Origin of the sequence: Acinetobacter sp. TR3 (genome assembly GCF_027105055.1) — a bacterium.
GTDB lineage: Bacteria > Pseudomonadota > Gammaproteobacteria > Pseudomonadales > Moraxellaceae > Acinetobacter.
This window is the reverse complement of record NZ_CP114264.1, coordinates 3072909-3085269: the sequence shown is the minus strand read 5'-3', so window position 1 is coordinate 3085269 and position 12361 is coordinate 3072909. Positions and strand designations below refer to the sequence as shown.

The 12361-nt window shown below is 40.5% G+C and carries 12 protein-coding genes; 7 read left to right on the top strand and 5 right to left on the bottom strand.

Annotation, left to right across the window (positions count from 1 at the left end; genetic code table 11):
• Positions 1 to 248: 248 nt before the first annotated feature.
• From prfB to O1449_RS14795, 3 genes are all read left to right on the top strand, one after another.
• Positions 249 to 1344 (top strand): peptide chain release factor 2 gene (prfB, locus tag O1449_RS14805; protein ID WP_269238694.1). Its coding sequence is split into 2 segments (ribosomal slippage): positions 249 to 320 and positions 322 to 1344, totalling 1095 coding nucleotides; the frame shifts between segments, so codons are not numbered across the junction.
• Between the two features lie 162 nt (positions 1345 to 1506).
• A complete protein-coding gene (locus O1449_RS14800) occupies positions 1507 to 1809 on the top strand; it encodes an ArsR/SmtB family transcription factor (protein ID WP_034601002.1) in 303 nt (100 codons plus the stop codon).
• A gap of 26 nt (positions 1810 to 1835) precedes the next feature.
• Positions 1836 to 2900 carry an alkene reductase gene (locus O1449_RS14795; RefSeq protein ID WP_269238693.1) on the top strand — a complete coding sequence of 355 codons (1065 nt, stop codon included), beginning with the start codon at positions 1836 to 1838 and terminating at the stop codon, positions 2898 to 2900.
• Positions 2901 to 2953: 53 nt separating this feature from the next.
• On the opposite strand, the gene O1449_RS14790 is transcribed toward O1449_RS14795, so the two are convergent.
• Positions 2954 to 3970, bottom strand: coding sequence for a hypothetical protein (locus O1449_RS14790; protein WP_269238692.1), 1017 nt, complete (start codon positions 3968 to 3970; stop codon positions 2954 to 2956).
• Between the two features lie 154 nt (positions 3971 to 4124).
• Between O1449_RS14790 and O1449_RS14785 the strand changes: the two genes are divergently transcribed.
• Both O1449_RS14785 and O1449_RS14780 read left to right on the top strand, forming a co-directional pair.
• A complete protein-coding gene (locus O1449_RS14785; protein ID WP_269238691.1) occupies positions 4125 to 5441 on the top strand; it encodes a 3-deoxy-D-manno-octulosonic acid transferase in 1317 nt (438 codons plus the stop codon).
• The gene (locus O1449_RS14780) at positions 5438 to 6151 is read left to right on the top strand and encodes a 16S rRNA (uracil(1498)-N(3))-methyltransferase (RefSeq protein WP_269238690.1); all 714 of its coding nucleotides are present in this window, start codon (positions 5438 to 5440) and stop codon (positions 6149 to 6151) included. Before O1449_RS14785 ends, O1449_RS14780 begins: the two co-directional genes overlap by 4 nt.
• On the opposite strand, the gene O1449_RS14775 is transcribed toward O1449_RS14780, so the two are convergent.
• Both O1449_RS14775 and O1449_RS14770 read right to left on the bottom strand, forming a co-directional pair.
• Complete coding sequence (locus O1449_RS14775; protein WP_269238689.1) at positions 6140 to 7108, bottom strand: mechanosensitive ion channel family protein; 969 nt, start codon at positions 7106 to 7108, stop codon at positions 6140 to 6142. The genes O1449_RS14780 and O1449_RS14775 overlap by 12 nt on opposite strands.
• A gap of 134 nt (positions 7109 to 7242) precedes the next feature.
• On the bottom strand, positions 7243 to 7812 hold the full coding sequence (locus O1449_RS14770; protein ID WP_269229364.1) for a DUF805 domain-containing protein: 570 nt from the start codon (positions 7810 to 7812) through the stop codon (positions 7243 to 7245).
• Positions 7813 to 8094: 282 nt separating this feature from the next.
• Here O1449_RS14770 and acs point away from each other — a divergent pair, with 282 nt between their 5' ends.
• A complete protein-coding gene (gene acs / locus O1449_RS14765; protein ID WP_269238688.1) occupies positions 8095 to 10038 on the top strand; it encodes an acetate--CoA ligase in 1944 nt (647 codons plus the stop codon).
• A 55-nt stretch (positions 10039 to 10093) separates the two neighbouring features.
• Here acs and O1449_RS14760 read toward each other — a convergent pair whose 3' ends face one another.
• Positions 10094 to 10636: a cysteine hydrolase family protein gene (locus tag O1449_RS14760; protein WP_269239722.1), complete on the bottom strand. Its 543-nt coding sequence runs from the start codon at positions 10634 to 10636 to the stop codon at positions 10094 to 10096.
• Positions 10637 to 10740: 104 nt separating this feature from the next.
• On the opposite strand from O1449_RS14760, the gene O1449_RS14755 reads away from it, so the two are divergent.
• Positions 10741 to 11154 (top strand): winged helix-turn-helix transcriptional regulator, encoded by a 414-nt coding sequence (locus O1449_RS14755; RefSeq protein WP_269238687.1) that lies wholly within the window; start codon positions 10741 to 10743, stop codon positions 11152 to 11154.
• A 75-nt stretch (positions 11155 to 11229) separates the two neighbouring features.
• Here the strand turns inward: O1449_RS14755 and sfnG are convergent, their stop codons facing one another.
• Positions 11230 to 12336 (bottom strand): dimethylsulfone monooxygenase SfnG, encoded by a 1107-nt coding sequence (gene sfnG / locus O1449_RS14750; protein ID WP_269229367.1) that lies wholly within the window; start codon positions 12334 to 12336, stop codon positions 11230 to 11232.
• Between the last annotated feature and the right edge of the window lie 25 nt (positions 12337 to 12361).

Here is a 12361-nt window from a genome sequence, read left to right as displayed (position 1 = left end):
AATAAAATTTATTTATAAATGTTTTGATTTATTAAAACATAGGATAGATTGTGTGTTCTGGTATCTTTATGTAATTTATGGACACTTTTATCGCTAAATGTGTCATTACAAAATTAAATTTTAATAAGAAATATTGATTGTTTTAGAGTTTTTATATTGGTAAAACTATTGAAAAACGGAAGGCTGTGTCACTTAAAACACTTATGTTAAAATAACAAATTGAGTGAAAAAATTGAGAGAAATTAGGCGTGGAAATTAATCCGTATTTAGTCCAATTAAAAGATTTATCTGATCGTAGTCAAACACTACGGGGGTATCTTTGACTACGATCTAAAGGCAGAGCGTTTAGAAGAAGTTTTAAGAGAACTCGAAGATCCTGCAATTTGGAATGATCAGAGTCGTGCGCAAGCGATTGCGAAAGAAAAGGGCAGTTTAGAAAATACTTTAGGTGTATTTGATCGTCTTGCAGAACAGCTCGATGATGCTAAAGCGATGCTTGATTTGGCTGTAGAAGCCGATGATGAAACTTTACTGGAAGATGTTCAGGCTGAACTTGATAGTGCTGAACAGGCTCTAGGTAATTTAGAATTCCGCCGTATGTTTAGTAATCCAATGGACCCAAATCCATGTTTCCTTGAAATCCAATCAGGTTCTGGTGGTACGGAAGCACAAGACTGGGCATCGATGTTACTACGGATGTATCTGCGTTGGATCGAACGTCATGGCTTTAAAGCTGAATTGATGGAAGTGTCTGATGGTGATGTGGCAGGCATTAAATCAGCAACCATCCGTGTCGATGGCGAGTTTGCTTATGGCTGGTTACGTACCGAAAGTGGCGTACATCGTTTAGTACGTAAGTCACCATTTGACAGTAATAACAACCGTCATACCTCATTCTCAGCGGTATTTATCTCACCTGAGATTGATGACAATATCGAAATTGATATTAATCCGTCGGATGTCCGTACCGATACTTATCGTGCTTCGGGTGCGGGTGGTCAGCACATTAACAAAACTGATTCTGCAGTTCGTCTCACTCACGCACCAACGGGTATCGTGGTGGCATGTCAGAACCAACGTTCACAGCATGCGAACCGTGATCATGCGTGGAAGCAATTACGTGCCAAACTCTATGAGTTAGAGATGAGCAAACGTAATGAAGCAGCTCAAGCATTGGAAGACTCGAAGTCAGATATTGGTTGGGGAAGTCAGATTCGTTCTTATGTCTTAGATGATTCGCGTATTAAAGATTTGCGTACTGGTATTGAAAACTCAAATACTAAAGCAGTCTTAGATGGTGATTTAGATCGGTTTATTGAAGCAAGTTTGAAACAAGGTCTATAAGTTTCAATTAACTTAAAACGGCAATCTCGTTCAGCATTTGATAGTTAATCGAAAAAATATGATATTAATATCGTAAAATATAGATATTAATATTTATAAAAATCGATATACTAGTTTCAGATGCTGAACAAAGCTTTGCCTGTTGAGAAACGTGGTGAGTCTATGGATATTGATGTTATAAGCAAGGCCTTAGCCAATCCATTACGTCGACAGATTTTGCAATGGCTGAAAGAGCCTGAGCAATTTTTACCGGTGCAGGAATGTGGTGGCAGTTTTGAACGAGGCGTATGTGCAGGTCATATTGAACGTCTAGGCAAAGTTGCACAATCAACCATGTCAAACCATTTGTCTGTGTTACAGCAGGCAGGTTTGATTCAAGTTGAGAAATACGGGCAGTGGTCCTATTTCACCAGAAACGAAGCTTTGATTCAGCAATACATCGAACATTTAAAACAAACACTTTAAATTGATAAGTGTAAGTTGAGGCGATCATGGCTGAACTAAATTCTGCATTACAAGTAGGTGATTTTACGATTAAAAACCGTTTGGTTTTAGCACCTTTGACGAGATCTCGTAGTGGTGCTGAGCGTATTCCGAACGATTTAATGGTGGAATATTATCAACAACGTGCCAATGCAGGCTTAATTATTACCGAAGCGACGGTGATTAGCCCGAAAGCGGTTGGTTATGCCAATACGCCAGGCTTATGGTCGCAAGAGCAAGCTCAAGCATGGAACAAAATTGTTGAAGCTGTACATTCTCAGGGTTCAAAGATTGTTGTTCAGCTCTGGCACGTGGGTCGTATTTCACATCCTGACTTATTGGATGGTGATATTCCAGTTGCACCAAGTGCGATTCAACCCGCAGGTGAAGTGAGTTTACTGCGTCCAAAACGTCCTTTCGTTACCCCTCGTGCTTTATCGCATGAAGAAATCCAAGAAATCGTCGCACAATATAAACATGCGGCTGAGTTAGCGAAAGCAGCAGGTTTTGATGGTGTTGAATTGCATGCAGCCAATGGTTATTTGATCGATCAATTTCTACAAAGTACCACGAACCATCGTGATGATGAATATGGTGGTTCGATTGAAAATCGCGCACGTTTATTATTACAAGTGGTCGATGCATTTATAGAAGTTTGGGGTGCTGGGCGTGTGGGTGTCCACCTTGCACCACGTGCAGATTCGCACGATATGGGCGATGCAGATCCATTAGCGACTTTTGGTTATGTGGTTGAACAATTAGATCAACGCAATATTGGTTTTATTTTCACGCGTGAATATGCAGCGGAAGATAGTTTACAGCCGCAACTCCGCCCTAAATTCAAAGGGGTGTGGATTGCTAACGAGAAATTAACACCAGCTTCAGCAAAACAAATTTTAGAAACTGAGCAAGCAGATGCTGTGGCTTTTGGATTAGCTTATATTGCCAATCCAGATCTATTAGAACGTTTGGAACATAATTTGCCTTTAAATCAGGTTCAATTCGATACTTTATATGGCGTAGGCGCAGCGGGTTATACCGATTATCCTGTATTGGAAAAGTTAGAAGCTTAAGTAAAGCAAAAAACCTCCTAGCAGGTTGAATCTGCTAGGAGGTTTTTGACAATTTAAGTTTGGGGTGTCTGGATGGCCTGTTCACTTCTATTTTTGTAGAAATCCAGAATCACATTGGAAAAATCATGCACCATCAATTGTGCAATCTGATTGGCATAAAAATTGACTTCGGTGCTAATTCGATAATCAATTTTTAGCGTGAGCTTAGTTTGCTGATCATTGATGGGTGTCAGTTCAAATGAGGTATATCGAAGATCAAAATATTTTCCTCCAATGCTGACATGATCATCTAGCGCACCTTGAGGAATAGACGTTGGAGAGAAACGATAGGTCCAACTGAGATATTGATTAGGTTTGGATTGTTGAATGATTTCTTCAAAATGAATATTTTTTTGCCATGTTGAATAACGGATCAATCCTTCACTCGTCGGTTGAGTCAGCCCAGAAACAGGATAAGGCACACCAATGCTGTATAACACGCTCGGTTTAAATTCATGTGGTTGAATATTGTCGGCATGATTGAGTTGTTGCCAAATGACCTTGGCAGGGGCATTGATGAGAATACTTTGATCAACATGATCATAATGTAGTTGGGTTTTCTCAGGGAGAGGCAGTAGAATAAATGGTAATAATACGAGGCTGTAAATGCCCTTATTGGGTTTCCATATTTTGTAACACAGCCCTTTCATGAATAACGCGCCCGTCAGCATACCGATCAATAAAATCGGGGTCATAATTACAACGCAAATGGCACCTTCACGTAGCACAACAATGGAAAACAATAAGAGAAAAATGAGAAAAATAATAATCACTTTAAAACTATGTATAAATGAAACAGCTTTTCGGTAATTCTGGATATATACAATGAGCGCACCAATAATAAAGGGAACCGCAAGTAAAAAACTGGCTTTCATTAATGCGCCTAAGTGACTGGCTAGAAGCGCCCATAAGCAGCACAGTAACGCTAGAATTAAAAAAGGAAGAATAATTTGAAATGGATGACGGGGTAGATATGCTGGTGTCGTTTCTTCAGGAGGTTGCTTTATTTGTTTGAACCAATCAGGTTGCATCGTTTTTCTCAAAATGGATTATTCTTTGTTCTAAGATATCATTTTTCTTTATAAAGAAATATTTAATCAAAGTGCAACATACAATAATCAATTGTCAATGCATAGGAAACTTCCGCATAATGAGCTGAAATCAAATTCTAAATTATGGTCTAGGATGGCGCAGCAAAACGCGGTACAGCAAACACCATTTTGGTATAACTTTTTACTGATATGTCTCAAGCCTTTATATCGCTGGAAAATCAAACAACGGGCTGAAAGCGATGCGCTATTTCAACAAGAATGTCTAGAGCGTTTTGGACCGTTTCAAGCGCCTAAAAATTTAAATACGATTTGGTTTCATGTGGTATCGGTTGGAGAAACCAATGCTGCTCAACCTTTGATTGAGCACTATCTAAAACTTGGACACACAGTTTTAGTGACTAACACCACCAAGACAGGACAAGCCAGAGCCAAGAGCTTATTTTCCGAAAAATATCCTGCACTTTTTCAGGCGGTCTATTTGCCTGTTGATCAAAAGCCATTACTGAAACAATTTTTTGAGCTGTATCAACCGAAACTTCTTGCTCTAGTTGAAACTGAAATTTGGCCAAATTTGATTGCGCAAGCCAAACAGAAGCAAATCCCATGTATCTTATTGAATGCTCGTCTTTCAGCAAAATCAGCGAAAGGTTATGGCAAAGTTCGCCGTTTGACACAGCCAATGTTGCAGCAACTCACATGGTTATTGGCTCAAGACATTGCGACACAACAGCGTTATGTGGATTTAGGTTTAGATCAAGCCAAGAGTCAGGTTGTTGGTAATATTAAATTTGATATCGCTGCGCCAGAGCAGTACGTGCAGCAAGCTGAACAGTTAAAACAAGATTGGCAATTGGCAGATCGGCAGATTATCGTACTTGCAAGTACACATGCACCTGAAGAAGAAAGTCTGCTGAAACAATTACAGCCACATTTAAATTCAAATCCCAATTTACTCTGTATCATCGTGCCGCGTCATCCTGAGCGTTTTGATGAGGTGTATAAAGTTTGCCAAAGTTTAAACTTAAATACGCAACGCCGTAGTCTTAAACAGCCAATTCAAATTGATACACAGGTTTTTCTAGCGGATAGTATGGGCGAAATGTGGCTGTGGTATGCGCTGAGCCAAGCTTGTTTTGTTGGTGGTTCATTGAATGAGCCGGGTGGCGGACACAATATTTTAGAACCGATGGTTTTAGATGTACCGACTGTGATTGGTCCACGCTATTTTAATTTCCAAAGTATCGTGGATGAGTTTGTGGCTGAACACGGAATTTTGATTGGAACAGATGCGGCACAAGTGGTACAGCAACTTTTGAGTTGTTTAGATGACCGAATACAGGCTCAGCAATTGATTGAACAGGCCGAATTGGTTCTGCAACGAAATAAAGGCTCTCTCCAAAAGCATATTCAATTGATTAATCATTATTTAGAATTCAAAGCTTTGTCATGAATATTGTTTTACTTGAAGCTAATCACATCACGACAGCGGATGATGTCTGGCAGATTGAAAATCCGCGTCAATTACAACATTTACGACAGCATATTCAGTTGAATTGTGGAGATACTTTAAAAGTCGGCGTGCGTAACGGTCAGCGCTATCTTACGGAAGTAATATCTGTTTCTGAACAACAGATTTGCATAAGACCGATTCAACTGGAAGCCATTCCTGAAAAGCTGCCTGTGCATTTAATTCTAGCTTTACCACGTCCTAAAGTATTGCGCCGTATCATCATGGATGCGGTGACTTTAGGCGTGGAACGGATCAGTTTGATTCATAGTTATCGAGTGGATAAAAGCTATTGGCAAAGCCCATTTTTACAGCAGCTTGATGATTATGTGACTTTAGGTTTAGAGCAGGCAGGTGATACGATTGCACCTGAAATTCAATTGTATAAACGCTTTAAACCTTTTGTTGAAGATGTTTTGCCTACATTTATTTCAGATGAAAAACCTGCTTATGTCGCACACCCTTATGCAGAACAGCAGATGCCATCTGCGATTCAGCATTCATGTAGTCTGATCGTTGGTCCAGAAGGTGGATTTATTCCGTATGAGGTGGATTTGCTCAAAAAAAATGGCTGCCAAGCAATGAGCTTAGGCAACCGAATTTTACGAACTGAAACGGCAGTATCACATATTTTAGGGCGATTATTTATCTAGGTTGATCGGCTCTGATTGATCACCACGATAGACTTTAACTTCCTGTACTGGATAAGGAATCGAAATTCCTTTCTCATCGAAGGCGGTCACGACAAGTTCTTGAATTTCACTAATTGATGCAGATGTGGTGGTTTCTGTGGTATTTACCCACCAACGCACGGTTAAATTAATTGAGAAATCTGCAAGTGCGGTGACATTGACCGAGAAGCTGGGTTGACTCAGTACATTAAGATTACGGTCTAAAATATCCATAATGATTTTTTTTGCTTTCTGCATATCATCTTCATAACCAATACCAACGACAAACTCACAACGACGACGCTGATAGGCATTGTTCACTGTAACGGCACTGGTATACACCGTTGCATTGGGAATCACGATACGGCGACCATCAGGTGAGCGTAAAAAGGTTGCACGAATCTGGATATCTTCAACATTGCCTTCAAAACCATTCACAACAATATCATCGCCGATGCGGAAAGGTTCACTGAGTAAAATTAAGATACCTGATAGCAAGTTTTGGAAAATATCTTTGAAAGCGAAACCGATTGCAACAGAACCGATTCCCAATGCTCCGATTAACTGGCTTGGGGTGAAACCTGGAATAGCGATGACCAATGCAATTAAAAAACCAAAGAATAGAATAAAAGTGCTTCCGACACGGTTGAGCACCAATACCAAGTTTTGTCGGGTGTAACTACGGTTTTCCAAAGTTTTGTGAATAAAGAATTTAAATAACTTAGTCAGTAGCCAAAAAATGACAAATACTGTGATCGCAATACAGATATACGGTACACGCTCCCAAAAGCTGTCCATGATTTTATCGATGGTGGTATAGGCATCATGATATTTTTCAGTATGTGCCAATACCGTTTGCGTGGTTTTTGCACCTGCTTGATGAATCAATTCACCAGTATCTTTAGCGACCTCAGTTAATGTCGTTTGCTCATTTGCCACGGGAAAATCTCTATTTCGCAACGTAAGGAATTTATTAGGGGAGCTATCATAATGAATTTATGCTGATCATGCATGATAAATTCCGTAACGGTTTTATTTATTGAGTAGTTCAAATTTGGCTGTTCGATAAAGTATTAAAAATACTCAGTTGTATTTTGTAAGATCTGGGTTGGTGTACCCCAGAAGTCAGGGCTAGCAAAATAATAGCTAAAGATAAACATGCCAAATATCATCATTAAACTCAATATAATCATGATCCATGCAAATAGTTTTTCCCATGTGGTGGATGGGCGGACATCGCCATAATCATTGCGATGAGGTGTGCCTGCTGCAAATAAGACATAAAGTGTAAAAAAGAATTGAATGATTGGCACGAGTAATAATAGACATAGCCATCCTGTTTTATTTAGATCGTGTAAACGTCGGATTAAAAAAACGATCTGAAAATAAAAGCCAGCAAACCATAGTGCAATCAGTGCAATTCCTCCGATTCCTGAAAATGCAGATAAGATTGGTTCATGAATCTGTACATTATTTACACTTAGACTCGCCGAAATTGTGGCAATAAGAATGAAAAGAACCGTCCAACTGATACTCAGTAAACCATACCAACCTAGATAGCTTAAGCGATTAAAACGTCCTTTAGCAGATAAAGGGTGATCGTATTGAGGCTGAATTGAGGCAGATAACGTTTGATCGAACATGATGAATTCCTATTTTTTGATTATTAAATCTTTTAAGGTCTTAGCAATGATCAAAATAATCACTTATTTTAAAAGTAAAAAGCATAGACAAGCAGTTCAAATTTAAATTATTTTGAGTAAATTTTTGAAAACAATTTGGTCGTCAAAACATAACATTCTTACGACCAAAGCCGCATTGTTTGCTCTTGTAAATGGTGACCATACTGCAAGAGAAAACAAAACATACCCGAAAAATAGATGTGTATATCTAAGGTATGAAATAAAAAACAAAGGAAGTGAGCTATGAAAGAAATCTACCCAGTGCCTGATAAATTCAAAGAAATGGCAAGAACCTCGGAAGCAGACTATTTCAAACGTTATCAGGATTCAATCGAGCAGCCTGAAGCATTTTGGGCAGCAGAAGCACAAAACATTGACTGGATTAAGCCATTTACACAGGTTAAAAATACAAGTTTTAACGCAGATAATTTCAAAATTGAGTGGTTCACCGATGGTGAACTGAATGTTTCAGCCAACTGTTTAGATCGTCATCTCAAAGATAATCCTTTAAAGCCCGCGATTATCTGGGAAGGTGATCATCCTTCACGTCATAAAATCATTTCATTTTCTGAACTACACGATGAAGTCTGTCGTTTTGCCAATGTGCTAAAGAAGCAAGGTATTCGCAAGGGTGATCGTGTGGTGCTATATATGCCAATGGTGCCTGAAGCAGCAATTGCTATGTTGGCCTGCGCACGAATTGGTGCTGTGCATTGTGTGGTATTTGGTGGGTTTTCACCAGACTCATTGGCCAGTCGTATTGAAGATAGCCAAGCAAAATTAGTGATTAGCGCTGACGCAGGCATGCGCGGCGGCAAGCTCATTCCACTGAAAGAAAATGTAGATGCCGCATTAGAAATTGATGGAACCAGTAGTGTCGAAAATGTGATTGTGGTGCATCGTACAGGGAATCCGATTCAGTTCAATGCTGAGCGTGATGTTTGGTATCACCTTGCGATTATGGAAGTAGACGAACACTGTCCACCAGAACCGATGAAAGCAGAAGATCCGCTATTCATTTTGTACACCTCGGGTTCAACAGGTAAACCGAAAGGCGTGTTACATACTACAGGTGGTTATCTGGTTTATGTCAACACCACCTTTAGAGAAGTCTTTGATCTCAAAGAAGATGATGTATATTGGTGTACCGCCGATGTGGGCTGGATTACGGGACATAGTTATTTACTTTATGGTCCGTTGAGTAATGCCACTACTACGGTCATGTTTGAGGGAATTCCACAATATCCAACTTGGGCACGTATTGGTCATGTGATTGATAAGCACAACATCACCATTCTGTATACTGCGCCGACTGCGATTCGCGCCATGATGCGTGAAGGCGATGCTTATGTACGTGAAAGTGATCGGAGTAGTTTACGCCTACTTGGTTCAGTAGGTGAGCCGATCAATCCAGAAGCATGGAACTGGTACCATGAAGTGGTGGGTGAAGGCCGTTGCCCAATTGTCGATACATGGTGGCAAACAGAGACAGGTGGAATTCTAATTTCACCATTACCAGGTGCAACTGCACTCAAACCGGGTTCTGCAACACGTCCATTCTTTGGAGTACAACCTGCGTTAGTCGATGGCGAAGGAAATGAATTGGACGGAGCAACCGAAGGTAATTTGGTCATTAAAGACTCATGGCCCGGTCAAATGAGAACGATTTGGGGCGATCCAGAGCGCTTTATTGAAGCTTATTTCTCAACTTTTAAAGGCTATTATTTTACTGGTGATGGTGCGCGCCGTGATGCTGATGGCTATTACTGGATCACTGGGCGTGTTGATGATGTACTGAACGTTTCAGGTCATCGTTTGGGGACAGCCGAGATTGAAAGTGCATTGGTTGCACATGAAGCTGTGGCTGAGGCGGCAGTTGTTGGCATGCCACATGACATTAAAGGTCAAGGGATTTGTACTTTTGTCACCTTGCAAGCTGATGTCGCGGAATCTGAGGAGCTACGCAAGGAGTTAGTGAGTTGGGTGCGTAAAGTGCTTGGGCCAGTGGCTACTCCTGATGCACTGCATTGGGCACCCGCTTTGCCGAAAACTCGTTCAGGTAAAATCATGCGTCGTATCTTGAGAAAGATTGCGGCTAATGAATTGGATAGCTTAGGCGATACTTCAACACTGGCTGAGCCGGCTGTGGTTGAACATCTGATTGCCACAGTTTATCCAAACCGATAAATCTAATTCAAATTTAAAAAGAGCGTTCGATTCAACGCTCTTTTTTCTGCATGATTTAATTCTGTGCTAAAAAATCAGCAGTGTTTTGTACCGTGGCAAAGAAACTGAGTGCAGATAAAAATGCTGTTTGTACATCGGCTGCTTTGGCGATCTTAGCATCATGTTCAAGATCACGGGTTGCAGTCGCGTCGGCGATCACAATCGGTTGGTAGCCAAGTTCTTTCGCTGCACGTGTACCTGAATCAATACAGACATGGGTCATCATGCCAGTTATCACTAACTGCTCAACTTGATGCTGCTGTAACAACGCCTGAAGATTGGTTTCCAGAAAGCTATTGGGAAAATGTTTTTCAACAATCAGTGAGCGATCTGTGACTTTAAGTTGTGGATGTAATGCAACACCCACAGTATTTTCTTGAAAGAAACTGGCAGAGGCAGGGTTTATGTGTTGAATGTAAATAATGGGTAAATTGTTTTGAATAAAATGATCTTCTAATAGATTGGTTTTCGCCAGAGCAAGGTCTGGATTAACCAATTCCATTTTGCCATTTTTAAAATAATCGTTTTGGACATCAATAATCAGTAAGGCTTGTTTCATCATTTTTTCTTCCAGCGTTAAGATAAAACAAGAGTAGGGTGAAATTGAGAAATCAGCTATATTCAGATGAAAGCATTGTTGCTGGTTTTCTTTCGTAATGAAAAATGAATATTGAACTTGATCCGATTGATCTAAAAATTATTGAATTGCTGAAACAAGATTCGCGTTTAAGCCATAAAGAAATAGGACAGCGAGTGCATCGTACTGGGCAAGCTGTTGGCGCTCGTATTGCACAGTTAATGGATGCAGGAATCATCAAAAATTACACCGTTGCGATCAACTACGAACATAAGCAGTTTATTCAATTGTTTATGAATGATCAGCAAGCGTTTGTCGAAGTTGAATTACTGGTTAAACAATACGAGCAGGTGGATGAGTGTTTTAAAATTCTCGGCAATGCCTGCTATATGATCGTTAGCCATTTTAATCCATCACAATTAAATGAGTTTATTGAGCAACTGTCGCAGTGGTGCCGATATTCGGTTGAAACGGTCATGCGGGAAATTGAGACTGCTTAAATTAAAAATCCCCAAGCCGAGTCTTGGGGAGAAATATTCAATCGCTTTTATTTTTCTTCTTATCTAATCCCAAGCTTATGCTGATTTTGCCTCCAATTGAATTTCCTGTTGTTGTTCAAGCTGACGAACCAGCGGTAGAACTTTTTCTCCAAAATATTCAACTTCCTCAATAAAGTGAAGAAAGCCTGATAAAACAAGATCAACGCCTACATTTTTTAAGTCCACAATCCGTTCTGCAATTTGCTGTGGTGTACCGATCAGATTGGTTTTAAAACCATCGTTATATTGAACCAGATCATCAAAGGTGGATGTTGCCCAATTACCCGCACGCTCAGGGGCGGCTGCACCTGCTTCACGGGTCGCATCACCGAAGGCATTCACGGCTTCGACATTGGCTTGTGCAATGATGTCATTCAATACGGTTTTGGCTTCTTCCTCAGTATCACGGGCGATAATAAAGGCATTCACGCCAATTTTGACCTGTCGATTGACCAGTCTGGCTTTACTGCGAACATCATCGACTTGTTTTTTAATTTCTTCGACACTATTACCATTGGTAAAATACCAATCTGATACACGTGCAGCCATATCACGTGCGGCACGAGAACTGCCGCCTTGAAACACTTCGATGTAAGGTTTTTGCAAAGGTTTTGGTTTAAGCGTGTAATTCTGGAATTGATAATATTTGCCGCCAAAGCTGTAATTGTCAGTGGTCCAGATGCCTTTGAGAGTACGAATAAATTCTTCTGAACGAACATAACGTTCATCGTGTTCAAGCCAAGGTTCGCCAATCGCATCAAATTCGCCACGGAACCAGCCACTGACCACATTAATCGCAATACGCCCTTGGGTGAGGTAGTCAATGGTTGCCAGCTGTTTGGCCGCAAGCACAGGTTTCCAAGGACCAGGTAGAATGGCTGCAATCACCTTTAGTTTTTCAGTTTTAGCCAAGAGGGCATGGCTAAAACTGACTGATTCATGTTGGTTTTCTGCACCATAGCCTGCGGTAAAACGGATTTGGGTGAGTGCATATTCGAAGCCGTTGCGTTCTGCGGTTTGTGCCAGTCGTACGTTATAGTCATAGCTCCAGTCGGTACGTTGTTCGATATCGCTGACAACGAGACCACCACTTACATTGGGAACCCAGTAGGCAAATTTAATTGCAGATGTTGTTATTGTCATCGTTGTATCCTCCATAACAGATATG